The sequence below is a fragment of the Candidatus Methanoperedens nitratireducens genome (assembly GCF_900196725.1).
GTDB classification, from domain to species: Archaea; Halobacteriota; Methanosarcinia; order Methanosarcinales; family Methanoperedenaceae; genus Methanoperedens; species Methanoperedens nitroreducens_A.
The window spans coordinates 1-24,296 of record NZ_FZMP01000214.1 but is presented as its reverse complement, the minus strand read 5'-3'; the positions used below and the strand labels follow the sequence as shown (position 1 = coordinate 24,296).

The 24,296-nt window shown below is 42.5% G+C and carries 21 protein-coding genes and 1 tRNA gene; 7 read left to right on the top strand and 15 right to left on the bottom strand.

What is annotated here, in order from left to right; translation table 11 throughout:
• The first annotated feature begins 6 nt into the window (after positions 1-6).
• The 5 genes from MNV_RS15625 (at position 7) to MNV_RS15605 (ending at position 10,654) form a co-directional block, all read left to right on the top strand.
• On the top strand, positions 7-690 hold the full coding sequence (locus MNV_RS15625) for a signal peptidase I (protein WP_096206875.1): 684 nt from the start codon (positions 7-9) through the stop codon (positions 688-690).
• Entirely contained in the window at positions 687-1,568 is an 882-nt protein-coding gene (locus tag MNV_RS15620) for a cytochrome c3 family protein (RefSeq protein ID WP_096206874.1), read from the top strand. The genes MNV_RS15625 and MNV_RS15620 overlap by 4 nt, the downstream gene beginning before the upstream one ends.
• A 105-nt stretch (positions 1,569-1,673) precedes the next feature.
• On the top strand, positions 1,674-9,446 hold the full coding sequence (locus MNV_RS15615; RefSeq protein ID WP_096206873.1) for a carboxypeptidase regulatory-like domain-containing protein: 7,773 nt from the start codon (positions 1,674-1,676) through the stop codon (positions 9,444-9,446).
• A 42-nt stretch (positions 9,447-9,488) separates the two neighbouring features.
• Positions 9,489-9,773, top strand: a complete 285-nt coding sequence (locus tag MNV_RS15610) for a hypothetical protein (RefSeq protein ID WP_096206872.1) — start codon at positions 9,489-9,491, stop codon at positions 9,771-9,773.
• Positions 9,770-10,654: a hypothetical protein gene (locus MNV_RS15605; RefSeq protein WP_096206871.1), complete on the top strand. Its 885-nt coding sequence runs from the start codon at positions 9,770-9,772 to the stop codon at positions 10,652-10,654. Before MNV_RS15610 ends, MNV_RS15605 begins: the two co-directional genes overlap by 4 nt.
• A gap of 28 nt (positions 10,655-10,682) precedes the next feature.
• On the opposite strand, the gene MNV_RS15600 is transcribed toward MNV_RS15605, so the two are convergent.
• Positions 10,683-11,123, bottom strand: a complete 441-nt coding sequence (locus tag MNV_RS15600; protein ID WP_096206870.1) for a flavodoxin domain-containing protein — start codon at positions 11,121-11,123, stop codon at positions 10,683-10,685.
• Positions 11,124-11,339: 216 nt separating this feature from the next.
• On the opposite strand from MNV_RS15600, the gene MNV_RS15595 reads away from it, so the two are divergent.
• Both MNV_RS15595 and MNV_RS15590 read left to right on the top strand, forming a co-directional pair.
• Entirely contained in the window at positions 11,340-11,813 is a 474-nt protein-coding gene (locus MNV_RS15595; protein ID WP_096206869.1) for a YbhB/YbcL family Raf kinase inhibitor-like protein, read from the top strand.
• Between the two features lie 206 nt (positions 11,814-12,019).
• A complete protein-coding gene (locus tag MNV_RS15590) occupies positions 12,020-13,237 on the top strand; it encodes a glycosyltransferase 87 family protein (RefSeq protein ID WP_096206868.1) in 1,218 nt (405 codons plus the stop codon).
• 220 nt (positions 13,238-13,457) lie between these two features.
• Here MNV_RS15590 and MNV_RS15585 read toward each other — a convergent pair.
• The 14 genes from MNV_RS15585 to MNV_RS19855 form a co-directional block, all read right to left on the bottom strand.
• Positions 13,458-13,542 (bottom strand) — tRNA-Leu (locus MNV_RS15585).
• 10 nt (positions 13,543-13,552) lie between these two features.
• Positions 13,553-14,461 carry an ornithine carbamoyltransferase gene (gene argF / locus MNV_RS15580; RefSeq protein WP_096206867.1) on the bottom strand — a complete coding sequence of 303 codons (909 nt, stop codon included), beginning with the start codon at positions 14,459-14,461 and terminating at the stop codon, positions 13,553-13,555.
• 195 nt (positions 14,462-14,656) lie between these two features.
• Positions 14,657-14,896 carry a hypothetical protein gene (locus MNV_RS15575; protein WP_096206866.1) on the bottom strand — a complete coding sequence of 80 codons (240 nt, stop codon included), beginning with the start codon at positions 14,894-14,896 and terminating at the stop codon, positions 14,657-14,659.
• A 448-nt stretch (positions 14,897-15,344) separates the two neighbouring features.
• Positions 15,345-16,289 carry a hypothetical protein gene (locus MNV_RS15570; protein ID WP_096206865.1) on the bottom strand — a complete coding sequence of 315 codons (945 nt, stop codon included), beginning with the start codon at positions 16,287-16,289 and terminating at the stop codon, positions 15,345-15,347.
• A gap of 31 nt (positions 16,290-16,320) precedes the next feature.
• The gene (locus MNV_RS19860) at positions 16,321-16,464 is read right to left on the bottom strand and encodes a hypothetical protein (RefSeq protein WP_179294025.1); all 144 of its coding nucleotides are present in this window, start codon (positions 16,462-16,464) and stop codon (positions 16,321-16,323) included.
• Between the two features lie 533 nt (positions 16,465-16,997).
• Positions 16,998-17,672 (bottom strand): hypothetical protein, encoded by a 675-nt coding sequence (locus MNV_RS15560; RefSeq protein WP_096206863.1) that lies wholly within the window; start codon positions 17,670-17,672, stop codon positions 16,998-17,000.
• Between the two features lie 462 nt (positions 17,673-18,134).
• On the bottom strand, positions 18,135-18,692 hold the full coding sequence (locus MNV_RS15550; RefSeq protein WP_096206861.1) for a hypothetical protein: 558 nt from the start codon (positions 18,690-18,692) through the stop codon (positions 18,135-18,137).
• 60 nt (positions 18,693-18,752) lie between these two features.
• Positions 18,753-18,968: a hypothetical protein gene (locus MNV_RS15545; RefSeq protein WP_096206860.1), complete on the bottom strand. Its 216-nt coding sequence runs from the start codon at positions 18,966-18,968 to the stop codon at positions 18,753-18,755.
• Between the two features lie 26 nt (positions 18,969-18,994).
• Positions 18,995-19,528, bottom strand: coding sequence for a hypothetical protein (locus tag MNV_RS15540; protein ID WP_096206859.1), 534 nt, complete (start codon positions 19,526-19,528; stop codon positions 18,995-18,997).
• 2 nt (positions 19,529-19,530) lie between these two features.
• Positions 19,531-19,812 carry a hypothetical protein gene (locus MNV_RS15535; protein WP_096206858.1) on the bottom strand — a complete coding sequence of 94 codons (282 nt, stop codon included), beginning with the start codon at positions 19,810-19,812 and terminating at the stop codon, positions 19,531-19,533.
• A gap of 25 nt (positions 19,813-19,837) precedes the next feature.
• Positions 19,838-20,206, bottom strand: coding sequence for a hypothetical protein (locus tag MNV_RS15530; RefSeq protein WP_096206857.1), 369 nt, complete (start codon positions 20,204-20,206; stop codon positions 19,838-19,840).
• A gap of 355 nt (positions 20,207-20,561) precedes the next feature.
• Entirely contained in the window at positions 20,562-21,107 is a 546-nt protein-coding gene (locus MNV_RS15520) for a site-specific DNA-methyltransferase (protein ID WP_257000088.1), read from the bottom strand.
• A gap of 196 nt (positions 21,108-21,303) precedes the next feature.
• Positions 21,304-23,943 carry a bifunctional DNA primase/polymerase gene (locus MNV_RS15515; protein ID WP_096206854.1) on the bottom strand — a complete coding sequence of 880 codons (2,640 nt, stop codon included), beginning with the start codon at positions 23,941-23,943 and terminating at the stop codon, positions 21,304-21,306.
• A 5-nt stretch (positions 23,944-23,948) separates the two neighbouring features.
• Positions 23,949-24,104, bottom strand: a complete 156-nt coding sequence (locus MNV_RS19855) for a hypothetical protein (protein WP_179294023.1) — start codon at positions 24,102-24,104, stop codon at positions 23,949-23,951.
• Positions 24,105-24,296 lie beyond the last annotated feature (192 nt).

Below are 24,296 nucleotides of genomic sequence, written 5' to 3'. Positions count from 1 at the left end.
TCGAAAATGAAAGAAGTAGATTATACAATACCAATACTTGTCTCAGGGCTTTTTACACTGTTATTGTTTATATTCTATCTTTACAAAAAAGAGAACCGCGTAGTGATGAATTTCCTTTCAGGCTGGTTTATGAAAACCAGGTACAGACCTGCAGAGCTACAAAAGGATACCAGGAAACAGGATTCTGTTCTTTTAGTGGTACTGGTAGTCCTCATACTAGCATTTAGTTTCAGGCTCATCACTTTTCAGGCCGTTATTTCAGACTCCATGAAACCTGCATTTGTAAGAGGTGATCTTATTCTTTCCCAGGCTTTTTCTAAAGAACCTGCTGTTGGTGATATAGTCACCTTCAAAGCAAGCACCGTCGTAAACCCGATAACACACAGGGTTATAGGTATTCAGGATAATTTAGTAACTACTAAGGGTGATAATAACCCTCTTGTTGATCCTTATAGAACTACAAAAGATGACATTATTGCAAAAGCTCTGGTTATAAACAATCAGACTGTTGTTATTAAGGGTGTAGGGTCATATTTTATCCTTGATTTCTCTCAGCAGGGTGGAACGTCCAAATACGGTGATAAGTTCACCTTCCTGCAGCAGATGTTCCAGGTGATACGAACCTGGGGATATGTCATAACAATAATAGCTTTCGCTGGATTATTAATGTCCATGGCAGGTAAGAGATGAACAAAAAATTATACGTAATAACAATCCTGGCAATTGTAATAACCGCCCTGAGCCAGACAATTTCTTTCATCGGCGGGGAACATAAGTTCTACCAGACCGTACAGGATAAATGCACAAAGTGCCACGGAGATATCAAAAGCCAGCTATCTTCCTCAGCAATACATTCCTCTTATTCCTGTACCTTCTGCCACCGCAAATCCACAACCAATCATACCAATACAAAACCAATCTGCCAGGACTGCCATGAGGTATCGTTGAACGATACGCTCGAGGCACACGGGGACTTTGCATCCCTTGGCCCTGAGGGCTGCATAGCCTGCCATACGACCTATAATACCGTTGTGAACTATTCAAGACCTGCCTATATAGATTATGATATTATTAACAGCAGCGGCGAATGGACAATCACTAATTTTACAACTATAGGTGCGCTCGATCTTTCATATAATACCCAGAGAGACGGCGGCAACCATGATTTGAAAGAAAACATATCATGCAGGGATTGCCACAGTGATATCTTTGATGCGGTTTCAACTGGCGGTCATGCAGTCGTCCTTGGAAAAGACGGAAGACAGACTTTAACACATAATACAGGCAACTACACTACATTAAAAGCGTGGTGTCTCTCGTGCCACAATGGCAGTGACCCGAAGTTCCCGACAAAACAGCACTCAGCGCGCAAAACCACATGCGATGAGTGCCATGAAGCTTATGGGGGAAGCCATCCATACAACGTCTATGCAAATGTCAAATCAGTGCCCCATTTATACAGGAGTCTTGTCTGCATAGCATGTAAATCTGCGGGCTGGCCTGCACCCAATGTAACGATGCATTTCAGAGTGCATCAGGAGCCCTATTTTGATGTCACAACATGGTGAGTGGGGGTTATAGAACAATTATTTCGATTTAGATTTTAATGAATGTAAAAAACACTGCTATGGCAATGACTATCACGTTGCTAATAATCACGGCTACAAAATGGGATGAATAAAAAAATATATATAATAACAATCCTGGCAATCATCGTAACAACCCTAAGCCAGACAGTATCATTCATTAGCGGTGAGCATCAATTCTACCAGAGCGTACAGGACAAATGCATAAAGTGCCATGGGGATATAAAAAATCAGCTATCAATATCAACCAATCATTCCTCTTCTCCCTGTAATTACTGCCACGTTAAGTCCGCAACCGATCATACAAATACAAAACCCGCGTGCCAGGACTGCCATAATACGACACAGAAGATGAACGATTCATTTGAAGCGCATGTGGATTTTTCATCTATGGGCTCAAAAGGATGCATAGCCTGTCATACGACCTACAATACCCTGGTAAATTACTCCAGAGCCGAGTATATCGATTACACCATTACGAATAATTACGGTAACTGGGTTATCTCCAATATCACGACCATTGGGACAATGAACCTCTCTTATAATGCCCAGAGGACTGGAGGGGACCACGACGTACAGAATGTAACCTGTGAAGACTGCCACCAAGATATCTTCGAAGCAGTTTCACTCGGTGGTCATGCAGTAGTTCTTGCCAAAAATAGTACAAACATTACAAACGGAATTCAAGTGCCCTACCACAATAATTCCAATACTACCCTTGAAGCGTGGTGCAAGACCTGTCATAATCGAAATGATGCTAATTTTTCAACCCAGCAGCATTCGGTCAGGAGAACCACCTGTGAGGAATGCCACCAGGCGTATAATTCAACGCCCCATCCCGGTAATTTCTTTGCAAACATCAATACGGTGCCCCATTTATACCGCAGCCTTGTCTGCATATCATGTCATTCCATAGGCTGGCCTGCACCTGGTGGAGGGATACATTTCAAAGTACATCAGGAGCCTTATTTCGATGTCACTTATGAAATAATAGAGCCTCTTTTAATCACAAATTCAACACCTGCTGGCGACCCAACTACAACCGTCGGTACTGCACAAGTCTTTTCAATAACCCTGAACAGGCCTGCTGATATTTACTGGTATAATGATGGCTCCGAGATATTTAGAGCACTGAGTGTAATATCGTCAAGTTACACAAGTTCCAGTACAAATGTTGGAGTTTATAACATAACTGCTATAGCGGATGACGGCTCTGCCACGGTCTCAAAGACCTGGAACTGGACTGTTACAAACCAGACCGGTAATGGAACCGGCGGCGGGGGCGGAAGTTTCCCTGGCGGCGGCATCATCACCGGAAGCGCCTCAGGCTCAAGCGGCTCTAACAATATCAGCGGTTACGTGTTCGATAATAATGTTTTAGCACTGCCAGGTGCCCAGGTGCAGAACGGAAGCTATCAGAATACCACGAACATATCCGGCTTCTATTCGATAACCAATCTCCCGAACGGTACTTATACCTTCAGTTATTCAAAAGCAGGGTTCAATACCAACTACTCTATATTTACGCTAAACGGCGCATCAGTCGAAAATGTGAACGTGATAATGTACGATACTACTCCTCCGGCATCGGTATCTAACATCAACACATCAGGAGGCAACTTTTATATAAATAATACATGGACCAATCCTGCAGATGCGGATTTCAATTATACGTGGTTCAGATATGATAATGGCACGACACTGCAAAATATTAATAAATCTACAGACTATCTCAACCTCACCTGGTCACCGCATTATATCCAGAATATCAGCGCCCAGACCGTGGATACATACAATAATATTAACCCGGCTCAGGTCTGGTTCAATGCCACAGTACCTAACAATGCTCCGGTACAACTGCAAATCGGAAATAAGACCGTAGATGAGGGACAGCAGCTAATCTTCACGGCATCGGCAACAGATGCAGATAATGATACAATAACATATGGGACTAATGCTACAAAGGGAATCCTCAACTCCACAACAGGCAATTTCTCATGGACACCCGGATATGGGGATGCGGGAGTTTATAGCTGGTACTTCAACTCAAGCGATAATTATGGTGGTATATCGACTGAAAATATGGCAGTGACCGTAAGTAACGTGCCCCTGTCCATCACGAACTCATCGCCTGTTAGCGATCCCACAACAATAGTCGGCTCATCCCAGACATTTTCAATAACTCTCAATAGGACCGCTGATATAATCTGGTACAATAACGGCTCTGAGGCTTTCAGGGTACTAAATGTAACATCAGCAACCTATATCAATTCCACAGCGGATGTTGGTGCTTACAACATAACAGCCTTTGCCAATGATAGCCATGACCCAGTCTTAAGGAGCTGGAACTGGACTGTTACTCCCAACATAAACGGCACCAATGTAAGCGGTGGCAGAGATGGCGGTGGAGGTAGCGGCGGCAGTAATAACAGTGTAAGTGGCTATGTATCCGATAACTCTGGTTTATCTCTGGGAGGCGTGCTTGTGCAGAACGGCAGCTATCAGAATACTACGGATGCATCAGGTTATTATTCAATAGTAAACCTTTCGAACGGCACTTATAATTTCAGCTATTCCATGGCAGGGTTCAGTACTGCCTATTTTGAATTTACGCTCAACGGCGCAGTCGTCATGAATGCGAACAGGACGCTCTATGATGTTACGTCAGCTGCCTCAGTATCTAATCCCGCCATGACAACAGGCAACTTCTATGTAAATAATACATGGGATAACCCGGTAAACGCTGATTTCAATTATACATGGTTCAGGTACAGCAATGATACTACCTTACAAAATGTCAGTAAGCCTGTTGACTATCTGAATCTCACCTGGTCGCCGCATTACACCCAGAATATCAGCGCCCAGACCGTGGATACCTCGGGTAACGCTAATCAGACGAAGGTCTGGTTCAATACCACTATACCCAATAATGCACCGTTCCAGTACGCAATCGGGAATAAGGTAGTTAACGAGAACGAGAATCTGCAGTTGAATGTTACAGTTACGGATGCTGACAATGACTCGATAATATATGGAACGAATGCAACAAAAGGAACCTTCAACACAACTACCGATAACTTCTCCTGGACTCCGGGTTATGAAGACGCTGGATTTTACTTCTGGAACTTCAATTCCAGCGACGGCTATGGTGGCATTGCAAATGAAAATGTGGCAGTGACCGTAATTAGTGTGCCTCTGTCAATCATAAGTTCTTCGCCTGTTAGCGATCCCACTACAATAGTCGGTACGACCCAAACATTTGGAATAACTCTCAATAGAACGGCTAATGTTACATGGTACATCAACAATTCTGTAGTTCAGAGTAATTTAAGTGTAGTGTCTGCGAACTACACCAACTCCACGGCAGGCATTGGAGGATATAACGTCACTGCAATTGCTAATGATAGCTACGATTCAGCCTTAAGAACCTGGAACTGGACAGTTAGCCCGCAGCCTACGTATAATGTAAGCGGCTATGTGTTCGACAACTATGGTTCAGGGCTTGGAGGTGCTGTTGTGCAGAGTGGAAGTAACCAAAACACAACTCAGGCTTCTGGCTATTATTTGATTTCCGGTCTCCTTAACGGTTCATATAATTTCAGCTTCTTGAAGTCAGGATTTAATACCGGTTATCTGGAAGTTACAGTAAACGGTACAGATGTAACAGGTGCAAATAAGACGATTTATGACTCTGTATCTCCGGCTTCAGTATCCAATCCAGCCTCAGCAACGGGCAACTCCTATATTAATAACACCTGGGTTAATCCGACGGATGTGGATTTCAATTACACATGGTTCAAATACATCAATGGCACTAACCTTCAGAATATTAGTTCATCAGTTAGCTATCTTAACCTCACCTGGTCGCCGCACTATACCCAGAATATCAGTGCCCAGACTGTGGATACGTATGGTAATATCAACCAGACAGAAATCTGGTTCAACGCTACGATACCCAACAATCCTCCGGTCCAATCATCGATCGGGGATAGAATTATAACTGCTGGTAGCCTGTTACAGTTCAATGTCACAGCCACGGACGCTGATTCAGACCCGATAACATACGGTACGAATGCCACAAAAGGAACCCTGAATTCAACAACCGGGATATATTCATGGCAGACCGGCGGCAGCGATGCCGGAACATACGTCTGGTACTTCAACTCCACTGATAGTTACGGCGAAGCAGCAAATGAAACAATAACAGTGACAGTGACTGTAGCTCCACCATCGAAATATATCCCCCCAGCACCATCGAACCTCACAAGCACTCAGGGGAACTTCTGGATAAATAATAGCTGGCAGGCAGGAGCAGGTAATGCAACAGATAGCTATAATGTCAGCGTAAATGGTTCCTGGACAAACGGAACAACAAACACTCACCATAACGACACGGTCGGACCGCACGGATGGAGCAACATAACGGTCTGGGCTTATAACAATTCAGACGGTGGCAGTCTGAGTCCTGCCCCGGTATCGAAGAGTACGCAGGTCGCCAACAATGCACCGCTCCAGACCTTGATAGGGAATAGATCCGTGGACGAAGGCGATCTATTAGCCTTCATTGTATCGGCAACTGATGCTGATAACGATACAATAATCTATGGCACCAATGCCGCAAAAGGGAGCTTTAACACCACAACTGGCAATTTCTCATGGATGCCGGGCTATGGAGATGCAGGAATTTATACCTGGTATTTCAATTCCAGCGACGGCTATGGTGGCATATCAACCGAAAATATAGCAGTGACCGTAATTAATGTGCCACTATCAATTATTAGTTCATCGCCTGCTGGCGACCCCACTACAACAGTTGGAACAGCCCAGGAGTTTGGAGTCACTCTTAATAGAACAGCAAATGTGACTTGGCATATCGATGGTTCGACTGCTCAAACCAACTCAACCTCTGCATCAGCAAATTATACAAATTCTACAGCAGATGCCGGAACATACAATGTAACTGTAGCTGCTACCGATGGTTATGATTCAGTCTCAAAGCAGTGGAACTGGACTGTAATCTCACAGCCAGTATATGCACCGGAGATAATCTCATGGAACAATAGCAAGACCAATAACGATAGCCTGACGCTGGCAGTAAACACCAGTGAAACGGTTAATTTCAATGCTACAGCCAATCAGACGATAACCACATGGAGCTGGTACCTGGACGGCATGAACCAGAACAATAACAATGATAATCTTACGATTTCGTGGAATACTTCAGGTACAAAATCAATACAGGTAAACGCTACTAACAGCAATGGTACGTCAAACACCGTTACATGGACTGTTACAGTCCTGGCGCTGCCTGAGGTGTACAATCCTCCATCTCCCACCAACATAAACTCTACAGCAGGCAGCTTCTGGGTAAATACAACATGGGGGCCCGGAGTGGGCAATACAACAGATAGTTATAATGTCAGCGTGAATGGTGCATGGACTAATGGAACTACCAGCACTAATGTTAATTCTTCCCTGTCAGCACATGCATGGCAGAACGTAACTGTCTATGCGTATAACGCATCAGGGAGCGGTTCATTAAGTACATCTGCGGCTACAAAGGACACTCAGGTCCCGAACAATCCACCGGTTCAGGCGCCAATCGAAAATAAATCCGTGAATGAAGGGCAGTGGCTGAACTTTACTGTTAAAGCCACCGATACTGATAATGATCTAACGACCTACGGCACAAATGCCACAAAAGGATACTTCGACACCACAACCGGCAACTTCTCATGGCTGACAACATACTCGGATGCAGGAATTTATACCTGGTACTTCAACTCGAGCGATGGCTACGGCGGTGTAGCAAATGAAACGATAACAATAACTGTAAACAATACCCCGCTTTCAGTTACATCATTTTCGCCGCCATCTGATCCCACAACTACACAGGGCACGGCGCAGGTTTTCAATATAGCCCTGAACAGAACTGCCAGTGTAACCTGGTACATGAACGGAACCCGGGTTCAGACCAATACAAGCGTTACTTCGGCAAGCTATACTAACTCGACTGCCGGAACAGGCACATGGAACGTGACTGCAAGTGCAACAGATGGTATTGATACGGTCTCAAGAACCTGGAATTGGACTGTGAATGTCCAGCCGCCAGCTAATTACATTTCTCCAAACCCGACCAATCTGCAGAATACTACGGGCAACTTCTGGGTAAACCATACGTGGCAAGCTGGTTCAGGTAATGCTACCAGCTCATATAATGTCAGTGTAAACGGGACATGGTATAACGGTACGACAAACACTTATTACAACAATACGGTCGGACCGCACGGATGGAGTAATATAACAGTGTGGGCTTACAACTCATCTGGCGCTGGTTCTCTCAGCGCAGGAAGCGTAAGCCAGAACACCCGGGTTCCAAATAATCCGCCTGTTCAGGCTCAAATAAGAGATATGAATGTAACCGCAGGTAATTTATTAACATTCACAGTTTCAGCTACTGATGCCGATAACGATACCATGACCTATGGAACAAATGCAACAAAAGGAGCTTTGAACGCCACAACAGGAGCATATTCATGGCAAACTACCAGCAGTGATGCCGGTATATATGTGTGGCATTTCAATTCGAGTGATAACTATGGCGGTGTAGCAAGTGAAACTATAACAGTAACTGTTAATAGTGTGCCTCTATCTATTACATCCTCATCTCCCGTAGCTGATCCCTCTACCACGGTCGGTGCATCCCAGACATTTGGAATAACTCTTAATAGAACTGCAAATGTGACCTGGTATGTTAATGGCTCTACAGTTCAGACAAATTCAAGTGTGATATCTGCAAATTATACTAATTCCACAGCAGGCGTTGGAGCTTATAATATCACTGCAACTGCGAGCGATGGGTCTGGATCAGTATCCAGAATATGGAACTGGACTGTTATCTCGCAGCCTTCATATAATGTAAGCGGCTACGTGTTTGATAATTACGGTTCAGGACTTGAAGGCGTTCTGGTGCAGAACAGCAGTTACAAGAGCAACACATCAGCATCCGGCTATTATTTGATTAACGGTCTCCTTAATGGCACTTATAATTTCAGCTACTCTAAAGCAGGATTTAATGCAGGCTATTTAGAGGTTACAATCAACGGTGCGGATAATACTACCGCAAATACAACAATCTATGATACTACACCGCCTGCAAGTATTAGCAATATTACAGCTACCCCCGCACCTCTATATATCAACTGGACGTGGGTAGATCCATCAGAGCCGGACTTTGACCATGCGGCGGTCTACATTGATGGCACATTCATGAGAAATATAACCAGGGGAATGCAGTTCTATAATGCAAGTTACTTCATACCCAATTCGACTCACACGATATCAACCCGTACAGTGGATACATACGGCAATGTGAACACCACATGGGTCAACAATACAGCCGCAACCCCCCCTGACTATACGTATGTTTCCAGTTTCCAGAATGATACAGGCATGGTATCTGACTTTATCAACGCCCTGAATGCGAGCGACGGAGGGGCACCTGCAACCTTTACCGAGGCTAATGTAAGCGGAGCTTACCACCTTAACATTACCACTAATACTACGGATATACCCGATGCCGGAATCCACACGCTCCAGCTAATGTATAATGTTTCTGGTAACAATTTCACGCTGCAAGTATGGAACGGAACGTCATGGAATAACAGGACCACCCTAAGCGATACTTCGCCATCCTATCGCAATATCACTCTTATGCCTGAAGAGTTAATCCCCGATGGGGCTTTTGCGGACAATGCAGGCAGCATAAGTAGATACTATGTGCTCGTGCGCTACCTGGATGAAAGTGCAGCTTCGCAGGACAGTCTTTACCTTGATTACCAGAGGGTTTACAGTGAATAGAATTTGCAACTGACATAAAAGAAAAAGTGAACAAGCATACATATGAAAAAAGAATCAGTAGATGGAATTTACAAATTGACTGTTCCAGAGAAACCTATTTATAATGTTAGCAACCATATATTTTACAACTATGGTTCAGGACCAGGAGGTGTTCTGGTGCAGAACAATAAAAAACAGAACACCACGATAGCATCTGGCTATTATTTGATAACCGGTCTGCCAGACGGTATATATAACGTTAGCTTTTCAAAGGATTCTTATGACGGTCGGGGTCAAAAATTACCAATTTTAAACTTTAAAACAGCGCCCCGCAGTGATAAAAAATGAAGGATAAAATCGCAGTTATCAGTGCCATCCTGCTGGGTATAGCAGTAGGGCTATTCGCAACAGTATCACTGATTATAGATGCTTTCATGCTCGATAACCTGGCAGGTACCCTGGTAGACCTTATCATAATGGGTTTCTCTTACATGACAGCATGGATCGGTATCCGTCATGCCCTGATGGAGAAAATTGCCAACGATAAAATGGACCGGGAATGGGATTACAAGATAGAACCTGTCGTAAAAATGCTTACCGATACGGTCGGGCGTATAAATGCGGTGGAAATGCAGCTCATGCAGACCAGCAGTAAAGTAGATACTACCCTGGATTATATGACCAGGATGCAGGATATGGATGCATCAAAGGTATATATTTTGCCGGGTGCTTCTTTCAAGTTCATAGCCAAAGTCCTTGTCCTCATAATCTTTACGTTCTCTGCACTGGTCTATGTTGCTGAGTATCCGCTGAGCATAGTTCATTATTTCATTCTGGTCATATACCTGTTATGGTGGGCATTATTCACATCCGAATACAAGCTTTTTGATAATAAGACGGCATGGATATGGGCACTGGCACCTATCATGACCGTTCCGGTCGGGGGACTAATCCTTGATTCTACCCTCGGTGTGAACAACATGGTAGGCATCCTGTTCTTTTTCATGTTCATCTATGCATACTTATATTATTCATGGGCAGCGTATGTGACGGTCGGGTTTAAGCTGATAAATCTCAGTAAAATACGTGATTATATAATCAGCCATTCCGATACTTACCTGGAACAAAAAAAGACTGAACACAAGATTGATAAAAAATGGATCGATGCCGGGATCCTTTTATGTATAGCAGTCGCGGGAGCTATTGCAGTGTGGATACTTGTTATCTAAAATGCGATAACCCCGGTCTTGTTTATACCTACTTAGCAGCCTCTTTCACTTTATTGGCAATATCCTTTCCAAGCCTTTTGCACTCTTCAAGATCTTTATCAGTAGGCTGGTACTGGATACGCAGTACCGGGTCGATCACAGTAATCCCAAGCTGGCGCAGTTTTTCTGCTATCATTACAGGTGCCTCACCGCTCCAGCCGTAAGAGCCGAACGCTGCGCCTATCTTCGCTTTTACCTTTGCTTTTTCAAGACTTTCGATGAATTTTTCCATGGGAGGCAGCATTTTATAATAGAAGGTCGATGAGCCAAGCACGATAGCATCTGCGGATTTCAGGTCTTCAATCCTTGCCTCGTGGAAGTTCACTGTCTGGGCATCTACATTCCTTGACGATACGCCTTCAGCTATGGAATCAGCCATAGCTTTTGTATTACCCGATGTGCTAAGATACACGATTACTACTTTTGGCATATTTTTCCCCCTTATCAGATAGTCTCTAACCTATACAATCTTTAATAACAACTATAAATGCAATCTCATATATACATATCGCCTGGCAGTAACCAGTTCATGGTACACGAAATTCATCGGGCATGTAAGCAGATACAGGTATCCTTCGAAAACTATAATTACAACTTCCGACAAAAAAGTTAAGGGGAAAAGAAAGATAATACAGGCGAGGTAGCTATGCAGAATATTTCAAATATCTTAATTTCATCAGAGGCTTTCAAGGATGGGGGAACCATTCCTGCGGTATATACCTGCGATGGCAGGAATATCTCACCTGCGTTAACATGGAGCGGAATACCTGCAGGCACAAAGAGCATTACGTTGATAATGGACGACCCGGATGCGCGGAGCGGAACGTTCGTGCACTGGGTACTGTTCAATATCCCGCCTGATGCGCGGGGATTGCCTGAAGCAGTGCCTGATAACCAGACGCTAAAAGATGGGAGCCGCCAGGGCAATACGAGCTACGGTGAGGTGGGGTATGGAGGCCCGTGCCCGCCGCCTGGGAAGCCGCACAGATATTACTTCAAGGTTTACGCACTCGATACGAAGCTTGACCTGCCTGCCGGAGCCACAAGGGCAGATGTGGAAAAGGCGATGAACGGACATATACTGGCAAAGGGCGGGCTCATGGGCAGATACGGAAGATAGAATACTGCCTTAAGCAGTTAGAAACGCTCCTTAACCGGGTTTCCTCTAACTTGAAATAATCGTAACATCCTTTGAGCAATAATCAGCAGGGGAGTGGAAATGTAGCATAGCTTGAGTAATAGAATCAAACAGAATAGGCGTTTTACCATTTATTCCGGGGATTAATTATTAAAAATATGTATTAATTCAGAGATCAAAATCGAATTATGGGCGTGGGATTCAAACATATAAAAAAACAGCATTTAGCTATTGCAGTTGCTCTGTTGGTCTCATTTATACTGAGGGTGTATCTTTCACAGTTTGAGGGGCACGCTCTTGATATAATGCACTTTAAAGACTGGAGCCGCGCAGCATACTATAATGGATTCCAGGATTTTTATTCCAGCGTATGGGCCGACTACCCTCCGTTCTACATCTACATTTTGTGGTTCGTGGGCGCTATCTATAAATTATTCTTTTCTTACCCTTTCGATATCTACACCAATGCTTTTACGATTTTAATAAAAAGCCCTGCCAATGTGATGGACATAGCCTCCGCGCTATTGGTGTTTTTAATTGTAAAAAAACACGCAGGTTTTAAATTAGCCTTCCCTGCTATGTTATTTTATGCGTTCAATCCAGCGATCATATACAACTCCGCTATATGGGGTCAGGTAGATTCGGTCAATACTTTTTTTATCCTGCTTGCTCTGATGTTCATGGAATCCGAAAAGCCGGAACTGGCAGGAGCCTCAATGGCTATTGCAATTTTAACAAAGCCCCAGAGCCTGCTGCTCCTTCCCCTCATTATTGTCTTACTGTTAAAAAGCCAGAAACCTTTCAGGATTGTAAGAGCATCCATAGTATCTATTGCCGTATTTATAATGCTGGCTCTGCCTTTTTATTTGAAAACATCCCTGTTTGAGCTTATAAAAAACTATGGTACCGCCTATAATGAGTACTCATTTACATCCCTGAACGCTTTTAATCTCTGGGCTTTCCCTGGCTTCTGGAAGCCGGATAGTACGCCTTTCCTGTTCTTAAGCTATAGAATATGGGGTTATATCTTATTTGGCGTACTTTTTGCCTATGTGGCATACCGGACAGCTAAAAACAGGGATAACAGGTCAATATACCTCGCTTCAGCCGTCCTGTTCTTCGGGTTTTTCATGCTTTTTACACGCATACACGAAAGATACCTCTTCCCCATGTTCGCACCGCTTGCTATAATCATGAGCCTGGACAGGCGTTTTATCGTTGTCTTCTGTATTATGACGACCACGTTCCTGTTCAACCTTGGTTATGTACTGGAGTTTTCGCACATGAATATGCTTATTCCGGACGGCGACCCGTACGTGATGCTTACCTCAGTAATAAACCTGGGGGTATTAATCTACACCCTGCACTGTTTTTCAACATCAAAGGAGAAGATAGTTAACATATAACGTATAACAGCGGGGATACTCCTCATTGTCAGGATACATACTATGAAATATGGTGTGGACAGCGCTACCCTGAGAGCCAGGACATTTCTTGATGAATCTTTCCTGAGTGATTGCTGGCGGTTGCTTTTTGTATCATGTGCTTTTTTCTTATTTCACGCTGTTTTTGAGCTAACCGGACCCGCGAAGAAGATTTGAGCAAAAAAAAGTAAGACCTTATAAATGCGGGGGATGGGATTTGAACCCACGAATTCCTGCGAAACAGGACCCTGAATCCTGCGCCTTTGACCGGACTTGGCAACCCCCGCAATGGGGCGATCACGATAGTAATTTCAGCAGCAGCGCTTTCTGGGCATGCAGCCTGTTCTCCGCCTGGTCGAAAACTGCTGAATTCGGTCCATCGACCACTTCTGCCGTTATCTCCTCGCCCCTGTGGGCAGGAAGACAGTGGAGTACCATCACATCATGTTTAGCTTGTTCTAAAAGCTTACTGTTAATCTGGTACGGCTTGAAGTCGCGCAGACGCTGTTCGTACTCTTCCTCATCGCCCATGGAAACCCAGACGTCAGTATAGAAGATATCCGCGTTTTTTGCAGCTTTTACCGGGTCACGGATAACACTAACAGTGCCTCCGATATCTCTCGCTTTGTTGAGAATTTCGCTGTTCGGCTCATAACCTTCAGGACATGCAACCGTTATTTTCATCCCTGTCAGTGCGCATGCAAGTATAGCTGAGTTGCAAACATTATTCCCGTCGCCTATCCATGAGAAATTGAGCCCTTTGAGCTTCCCTTTGTATTCGCGTACAGTGAGCAGGTCGGCAAGAATCTGGCACGGGTGCTCAAGGTCTGAGAGACCGTTTATAACCGGTACTGTTGAATACTTTGAAAGTTCGGTGAGCGTTTCATGCTTGTACACGCGCGCCATAATCGCATGTACATAGCGCGCCATGACACGCGCAGTATCAGCCACCGATTCCCCGCGCCCGAGCTGGATATCTTTGTAATTCAGGTAAATGGCATGCCCGCCAAGCTCGATCATCGCCACTTCGAACGAGACCCGTGTTCGTGTGGAGGATTTTTCAAAAATCATGGCAAGCGATTTGTTCTTTAACCCTGTGGACGTTTTCCCGCGCGCCCTTTTTTCTTTCAGGTCAGACGCAATGTCAAGTATATCGATGAGCTCTTCGTACGATAGGTCTGCAAGGGACAATAGATGAGATGGCAAAACCAGGATGCTCCATTAATTTATCCTTCAATTGTAGATACTTATTTAAATCACTTTTGGAACACGTTTTTATCCACTATCGGTTTTTTATTTTTAATTATAAAAGATAGTATATACGTACAAATCATATAGATAGCAAATACCACATAAAAAGGTTTCCTTTTCTATTGTAGAAACAAATCAAAGAACCCCTCACTATAACGTGAGGGATTGCAGGTGCAGGTTCTTGATATCCGGTTCGGCATAACCTACTTCATTCCCTGCCTGTAGTTCGTCAAGAACGCAGTTCAGATAACCTATAACGCCCCCTGCCGCGATATCCGCAAGGTCGCCTACATCAACACCCTGTCTTATCAAGCGGTCGTAGAACGCCTTGTATTGCCGTGGTAGCCGTATTGATAAGTCAATTGTTGTATCGTTTGTTAGGTCGTTCATTTCTTAGTGTCACCCCCTTATATTGTGGTACGTACTTATACGCACCCAATGTATTTATAATTTTGTCAGTATAAATATCCGTACGTTCGTCCGTACAAAAACGCGGATTATCGGTCAGTTTCTAAAGTTTAAGAAGTTCCCTGAACCATCCTTCAGTGAAATCTATTCCCACAGTAGTGGTATCATCCCCCACACGACCAATCTGATGTTGTTTAGCCAAAACTAAATTTTCAGTGGGAATCTTATTAAGAATTAATGTGTAGTTTGATACTGCGCTTGATGACCATCTTAACGTAGTCCCAATCGCTTCCTGCCTGTATTATTGCAGAATTATTGTGGGTATAAAACCATTACGAAACCACCCTGTGGTGTACCGTGGTACTATAAGGGATTATGGAGGCACTTTCATTTAATGCAAATTATACGCAGTTCCAAATTATCCCTATTTTCAAAAGAATGAAATTACATCTGAATGAAATGTTTCAAAATATTCTTTCAAATTACGATGAATACCACTTCTAATGCATTGATCGTAAGTGATTTTATCTTTATTATGCTCTATAAATTCTTGAATTATTGAAAGTTCATATCTTACATGTTCTCCGAGTTTAGACCATAAACATTTATAAAAACAATACCACAACATAGAACCTTCTTGAGAAATCAAAAAAGTATGTCGAAAAATTTCTGTATCATTATCTATTAATTCTAATATTCTGATCTTCTTATCATTAATTATCATTCCAGAAACGATAATTTTTATATTATCAATAGCACCAGAAGTATCTCCTGGTACGCATCCTAATAGAATATCTGGAACATAATTTCCATTCATAATTTTAAATTCTTCATTTAGAAATTCGCCGACAATGTTTAAAATTCTCGAAAAATCATCTCTATTTTTCTTATATATTGATTGTTTAACTTTTTCTACAATGTCATGTTTTTCTGTATTTATCTTGTCATCTATATCACTCAATTTTATCAATTTACATAACGAGATTATATCATTTAAATAATCATGAAATGTATTTCCTAATGTAAACGCTATGCGATGTTGTAATTCGTCTCTTACATCATGACGTTGAGAAATTCTATATAATAAACCTGCTGATTTGTCTATTTTATTTTTTGATGCAGATATAATATCATCAAACCGGACAGGTTTACCTTTATTATCTTTTATCAAATCAGCTTTTTCAATATGTTTAAGATAATTAAGTAAAAATCTTTCTAATGCTTGATCTAAAAGAATATAACCCTGTCTTAAAGATGTATCAGTATCTTGTTCTACAAGAAATAGTGCATTTCCTATTCCCTCATAAAATTCTTTAATCCAAATTTCTTCTTCTTTATTAATATCAGGTTTATATTTCTTTATCTCATCTTTCATATTTTGTCTTTCCTTGGAATGTATCTTTTATTTATCTTACCTTTTTATCTTTCTCATTTTGTTTTTTATTGAATGTATTCTCCATCAAGTCTATACCAAAATCATATATCCTTATTTCCATATTTATTATTAAATATAACATGATAACTTCCTGAGGACAAGTATATCTTATCATAAATACCTCTATTAACTATTCCTGAATTAAAATGAAGCCCGCGACCAACACATCCTTGGTTTCATGTTGGACGCAAGAAGAAATTGCTAAGGACGTGGGACTATCTCAAATGGGTGTTAGTAAAATAATAGATGGGTTCAAAACAAACGGCAAGATTGCCGAAAGTTTTAACACCCCCCCGCATCCCTTCAATATACAAAACATTGGGGTTTCTCAGGAAAAGATGGTTGCGACCCTGCTTATGGTGCTAAATGCTCTTTTCTTTTACCTATACTCAGATGTTACCCTGGGGGTCGTTCGTGCGCTATAAATTAAAATAAGCAATGCGAATAAATGTGGATTATATTCTTTTCTCTTTGTGACCGAAACAAATATATGTTCTTAAAAAAAAAGATGTTGCCCCCATTATATCCTACACACCTTTTTTGGATACACCACCATATCGGATTGGATATAATGAGGGGCAATTACGCAATTACGTTTATACAACTGTGTTCGCGAAACAGCGAACAACATATGGTTTTTTGCTATTTTTACATATCAAGGATTTCTGACATGTCTTCTATTTCTGTTCCTTTATTTTTTGTCAAAGCTGTGAAATAATATTTGTAAGCTTCAACAATTTGTTCGAACATCAGTTTTCTACTACAATTTGAGATAATAATTACTGCAAAAGATATTATAAATATTATAAACATTCTAAAATCAAGCTTAAAACAAATATTATTTATAAATAATATTAATAATGCAGTCAGCCAAGCTAATGGAGTCGCAATCATTACTGAAAAGCTTATGACGAGTACATCCCAACGTTTTGTGTTATATTCTTGAAACCATCTAATTTGTTCAATATTATAATTATCATTTGGAAGTACAATTAGACGTTGAATAATCGCAAGGCGCGTCTCTATGCTTTTCTCGTTGCAACAATTCTTATAATTCTTAAATATTGGTATATTTTTCCATACTGTTTTATGAACCTGATACGATTCACACAACCAATAATAATAAATATATTGAGAAAAAATCGTTATTAAATAACCAGCAGAAACAGATACCCCCCCTCCAATAGCTATAGCTATTGAAGAAAGATTGTTAAAATCATCTGCACTTAGTTTGCCTGCATTCTGCATGCCTGCAATCAGTATGCCTGCAATCAGTATTACGTAATATATTCCAACAATTCCATACCTTTCAAACCAACTCATTTCGCGTTATTACTTTTCTTTGTACACATAAAATATTCGGTGTTTAATTTTATTACCAGAACTTCCACAATTTTTTCATTTTGTTCATATAAAACTCTATGTATTCTACAATTGTAGGTAGCAAATCACTAGGCTCACACTGAAAACGCGATATGGCGCGTTTACGAGGCTCGGCATTCGACATTTCATTTTAAAGTGGTCGTTTGGATTGCTTCTGAAGCTATGAGTGCGAGCCCGGCAGTACGCGCAATCTATCGGGCTTCTTGTAATCGCTTGGATAGGCTGGCTTGTGGAACTGCAACTTCAGCCTGCCCTCACACCAACCATACCTATCCGCGGATTCTCGAACGTACAATTGGAAATTAAAGCGACCTTGCTTCTCGATGCAATCCACGATATAATCTATTCTTTCTCGAACTGCCTCCCGCGATTCGCTCTTTACTATGAACGCCATTTACAGTATCACCTCACCGGGACGAGAATGCAAACACATCCTTCATGTAGTGGGGGGCATCTCCCTACCTGTGTATCGGCAATAGTATATATCGCGCCATTCTCCGCACCGCAATCACATTCGGCGCAGCACCCGGTTGAACTAATGAATTGAAACTCCGTTATGCCATGCGCCCGCGAAAAGTCCACGAGTCCCAGGTGAAAACTATACATCAGCCGGGTCGTTAGGACGGTTATTAAACTTGCATTGGGTTGATATGAACCATCCAGCAGTTGCTCTAATGTTATTTGAGCATTAGCAATTATATTTGAAAGCCCGTCTTCATCCGCAATTGGTTTGAAGGGGGGCTTGTATTGTTTCAGAACAACCGCGGCGTATATTTGACCTGCAAGATAGCCAGAACGTAAGTACTTATCAAGAACCCTGCCCAGGCGCGTATACAGTTCTCCGAGATCGGCGGGACACTTAAACTTGAAAACACGTAATATGCTTTTTGCAAAATCGTTGCGCAGCTTCCCGGTCTGACTTGGGTCTTTTCGGGTTTCCTCGGATAGTTGGAACCGCATCTAACTCACCAGGGTGTGACTCCTCTCACCAGAATTTACCAAAATTTTAGCCAGTCCAAACTATAACTGATAAACCTCACCGTGTTTTGTAACTTCGACACGATACTCCGGCTCCTCCAAACTATCCCGAAGAAATTTTCTCCGTTGGGGTGCATCACTCCCAAGCCGCCTATCGTTCTCAACAACATCTAGTCGCTGTTCCATCCGCGTTATCCGCGTGTTGATTTCATCTATTAATTCCCGCTGTCTTGCTCTTTGTTCTTCAACTTCTCTCATGATTTTTTTCACTTCCTTTAATAGTTCTATAATAACTGCTGCATTAATATTCTGAACTTATGCCCGTTAGGGCAAGGCAAATCGTTTGTGTCCACGCATGCTATGGCTTTATGGACATTAAAAACATTTGAACACAAATAGATAGGGCGGTTTGCCCCCACCAACTCATGAAGCCATGCACGGATTCCAGGCATGGGGACGCCGCAAGTGGGGCATTTAAAGTCATTAAAATCCTTTAATTTCTTCAGTCTGTGGTCGCCAAGTGTCACAAAAAACCTTGTTCCATAACCTTCCAGAACAACCTTATCAAGTGCTGCCTCCTTTGCTTTGGTCTCCACCTCTTTTTTCTTTTCTCTTGCAGCAAGATAGTCCAGTCGTTCTTGTTTTTCTGCTTGCCGCCGTTCCTCACGGAGCTGATTGATGTCAACCCCTAATTTTTTTGCTAAGTAGTTGAGATCGCCCCGAAGTGTCCACTCGTTTTCTATTCTGACGTGCGTGGTTTCATTATCGTCTTTCGGTTTACCATGCACACGTTCAGTAGTCAGAACTGCTTCAGCCATATTTAGTCCGCCTCAACCATTCCCCCGAAAACGCCCTTTCGGACGCGCACACGCCGCGGTTCTTCAAGACCGCTATCTACATATATGCGTTGCGCAGCTTCGATTTCTTCCAGGCTTCTTTCTGTAAGAGATGAAGCTCTGTCATCATCAGCCGTTATTGCACCCGTACTTGTTCGATGAATAACGATTTTCGGTGCTGACATATGCTCAACTACAGTTCCTTGACTTCCGCTCCCGCTGCCGAGCTTCCTTTGAACTCCGGCTTTTTCTATAAACACTGTCATTTTTTTTCAATCTCCTTTTTTAATTTTAAACAAATATCTGAATCAATGCCTGCCGCTTTTCCTGTCCGCGGCTGCCGTTTTCCATCCGAAAAGTCCGGGGGTAGTTCATGCCGACCAACGCCCCTTCATCCCAGCCGTGCCTAACAAGCTTTTCATAATCCAAAGCAGCACGCCTTAGCACGGTCAAGACAAATTCGTATTCTCGTTCCGTGAGACACATGCGCAAATCGACTAAATCATTTATATATCCTTCTCTTAATTTTAAGTAAATATGCGAACCAAAGTATTCTTCCACTTTCCGATCAAGCTCAGCATTCCAGTTTTGCCGGGCTAACTCCCGTTCGTCCTTATAACCCAACGAATGCGCGAAATCAAGCCCGGCATTACTTGACATGTTCCGCCTCCGCCCGACGACCGATTTTCTCAAGGTTATAATGCTCCCTCAATATGTTTTCTACGGCTCGGCTTCTCGGCACATCACCCCGCTTTTGATCAAGGGTATTAAGAAGTTCGATGGATAGAGTAAGCCCAGTTCCAACTCTTTTTTGATACAGGGGTTTTGATAACATAACAAACATATATTATATACAATTTCGAAGCTTAAAGCTGAAGAAAACCAGAGCGTTTCGGTTCGCCTGGGTGACGGATTCCCCCACAACGTTCGCGTTTGCTTAAATGCCGCTTAAAGCTGTTGCTGCAATCGGATTTTAACGATAAAATGCGGTACATTAAGATACGAAAGTGTTCGATTATAAAGCGGATTGTATCGGATTGATTCGTTTCGCTACCGATTCGATATGACTTCGGGAAAAGGTTCGGGAAAGTTCGGGAACTGTGTATGGTTGTGGTTCTTCGGGGTTGTCGGGTTTAGACAACTGTCCTTTTCCGACAACCAACTTAGCTATCTTACTTTTAACTGTCTGTTCCGGCATCTTGATTTCTATCATTGAATCACCCTGATGGATTGTTTCGGGATTGATGGGTTTTAAATCAAACAGAACATACCGCCGGAACATCTTTTTACATACTTCACCCACGATACCGCTACCTGCCATTGGGTCAAGTACAATCGGTACATCGTCCGGTTTTGTGGCTTCTGTTATCGGGTCGGTATAGTAGTATATTAGATTCTCAATGATCTGGCGCGGTGTTTGCCCTGGGTACTTCATCTGTTCATCAGACATCGAAAAGACTTTCCAGACAGTATATAACTGTAGTTCTTCAGGAACTGTGGGGGGTTCTTCAGGGTTAGACGAATTAGACAACTGTCTGTTTTGTCTAACCCCACCCAACACCGATTCTATCTTTCGGTGTACTGCCCGCTGTGAGGATTCGGGGTTATCTGCTAACGTAACGCCCTTGCGTGCCAGTTCATCCACTATCTCATTCTCAGAATGGCAGCGGAGATATAAATCTTGTATAATATCAAGAACGATTTGTTCTTTGTTCGGACATGTTCGGACTCGTGTTAATCGTAATCGTAATCGTAATTTATGAAATCAAAGCATCCGTCCGATGGTTAATTATTAGTATAGCAGTACGTTTCATTACGTTTACTTGTGCTGGCGTAGTTAGCGTTGGCGTTGGCGTTGTTTCCGGTGTCAATTTAAAGACCTTTCGACAAATACCAAGGATAGCGGAGGGGGTGTAGTCCCCTGATTCTCCGGTAATACTGTGTACCCAGCGCGGTTTGAACTGTTCGCAATATCGATATGAAAAACTGATAACATTATCGGAGTTAATCGTACCGTGTTCCTGTTCATATTGCTTGCTTGCATTGATTAATGATTTTTGTAGTTTATGGTTCGCATCCGGTTCAGATAGATTAAAGATATTATCAATTTTTGAATTAGGTGTACCTAACAAAATAGAGGGGTGTGATTCCAGTGGTATAGTATTATCATCATTCACTGATAGTGATTCATTATTACTATGTAAATTATTTTTAACTTCAAAAGTCGATTCATAGGGTCTATTTGGATTAGGTGTACCTAACGTTTTATCTCTGTTAATACTACTGCCTATCCTAATCACACCCCTCAATTTATCGAGTTGCGCCGCTACCTCGTCACTTAAATAAAATGAGTCTGAACGCTTATCTGTATCAGAATCATCGTCATCCTTCATATCGCGGGGAATCTTAACCACTAAATGCAATGCTGTCAGTTCATCCAGCACCCGTTTCGCTGTAGGGGTGGGTAATTCCGCGTGCTTACCTATCTGAGATGTGGTTTGTTCACCTGTCCTCAATCGCCCCAATATCCTCAATCGAATAGTCGGGATATTATCAAGGATAAGCCGGAATGCGAACGCTTTATCATCATCGGAAGCTTGCATTCGACCATGTATGGATGCGTGGATTTCGGTTAGCTTGCAAATCGTATTATATACGCGCGTAGGGAACTCCGGTTCAGGGATTTCATCAATTTCCCCTTTAAAATCATGGTGAATGGTTGTTCTGCCAATCGCCAGGAAATCGCACAATTCGCCTATCTCACCCTTCATATCATCCGGTATGTGCGCCGTTCCTTTAACCTTCAAATCATCAAGAGTCCCCTTTATAAACCGCATCATCACGGAATGTAATTCATTACGCATTAATTCCAGTTGGTTTCTATTTTTTTCAGCTTGTATTCGTGCATCCTTCGGATCGTTGATAGGTCTGATAAACACCATTCTTTGACCGAGGTTAGAGTACATGCTATAGTATCTTTCAATCGCGTTCGTACTGGCAAACAAGATTGAGGAATGAAACCCCTTATACTCTTTTTTGATTCCATTCCCAAATTCTTTATGGACATAACAATCAGTAATATCTCGGAAATCGGCAAATACTGCGGCACGAACATCTTCTTTCTTAGCAAGCAATGTTGTTAAGTCCTTTATCGCCACTACCCTCCCTCGCAGGAGTGGTATGGTATCAATATTATCCTTATGACCTGATACGAAAGTGTGTTCTGTTACAGATGATAGGGGGTATGTGTATTGATTCTCTGTTAATCCATAACTTCTTATTATTTCGGTCTTTAAGCTGCCTGATGGTGATATGATGCCGATAATATCGGGTTCGCCAGGAACAAAATTACCAATAAATGCACAAACAGGCGCAGTAACATTATAATCTTCTTTAATTGCAAGCCATTTCCTGAATGTGGATAACAGTTCCTTAAGATCGCATGGATTCGGGTCTATGGTTTCATGGGGTATCGGCGGGAGTACAAGTACATGTACATGTTCTTTGACCTTTGTTTGTGTCTTTCCTGTATTTTTTCGTTCTTTGCTTTTCGTTATAGGGCAGTTATCGCAATCCGTGAACCCAACGCAGTGTTCCCGTATCTTTTCGCATCTCCAAGGTTTTAATCGCTTTTCCGTCCATCCTTTGTACTCAGTCGTTGTCACCTTCTCATTGTAGTCGTTCCGGTAAACGATCCTTGCGAACATCTTTATTGTATCGAGGTCTGCACCGTTGTTGAATAGTTCAGAACAGAATGCCCCTAAGAAATAACGGGCATTTTCCCCGTGCGTAATTTTCTCTTTATCAGCCCAATAGCGTTTAAAACACGGTCTGCAATCGCTGATCAATGATAATAGCTTTTTTTCCGTATTGAATAAGCGGTTCAGGTTCTCGATAAGTTGTTCCGGCATTTCAATTAAGGGGGTGTCTGGATTTAGCCAACGATAGGTGTCACCGCTTTTATGAATTGATGGTGGTAACACCGCGTTATTTCTATCGTTAAGTATCTCTATACCGAGGTTTGAGTGCTTTTGAGATGATAAGGCATGGTTATACTTGAAACAAACATGCCCCCTACCTTCGGTTCTCTGGCTTTTCAAAGTCGTGCTTTCAACACCTTTAAACAAATCATCAGCGAACATCATTGAATCTAAATCAATTACAGTAACCCCACTGTTTTTACCGCAGACAAGCCCGATATTACAGCCTTGTTGTATGTATTTTTCAATATCGGTTGGCGTAGCCTGTAGCTTTTGCCAATCCTTTAGCAAGGGCTTTTTGCCGGGGCTGTTCCCGTTATCCTTCGGGCTACTCAAAGGGTGAATAACCCAACCTCTCGCTGTGTACGCCTCGACCACTTTGATAATCTCAGTAACAGGTATAGTATTCGTAGTCATAAAATTCAATCTCCGCAATAGTAATGACACTCTGGAAAATTTTCGGGTTTATCTGGGTCTCTGATATCGTACACTCCCGAAAGCCGGGCTTGGCATGTGTGGCATTTCCCGATATCGGCGGCTGTCCGAAACTCAGCAACTAAAATATAACTGTCAGTCATACTTCCACTTCCATTGTTGCATAAGAAGCCCGAATTGTTCTGTTTGGAACAACCCCGTTATACGGTATGATTTTAAGAAGCCCCTCTTTCTCCATGCTATACAATAATTCCCGTGCGCCTTCAAGGTCGGTATGAAAGGTGCGGCAAAAAAGCGTATTTATGTAGCTAAGGATTGATGATTAAATAACATTC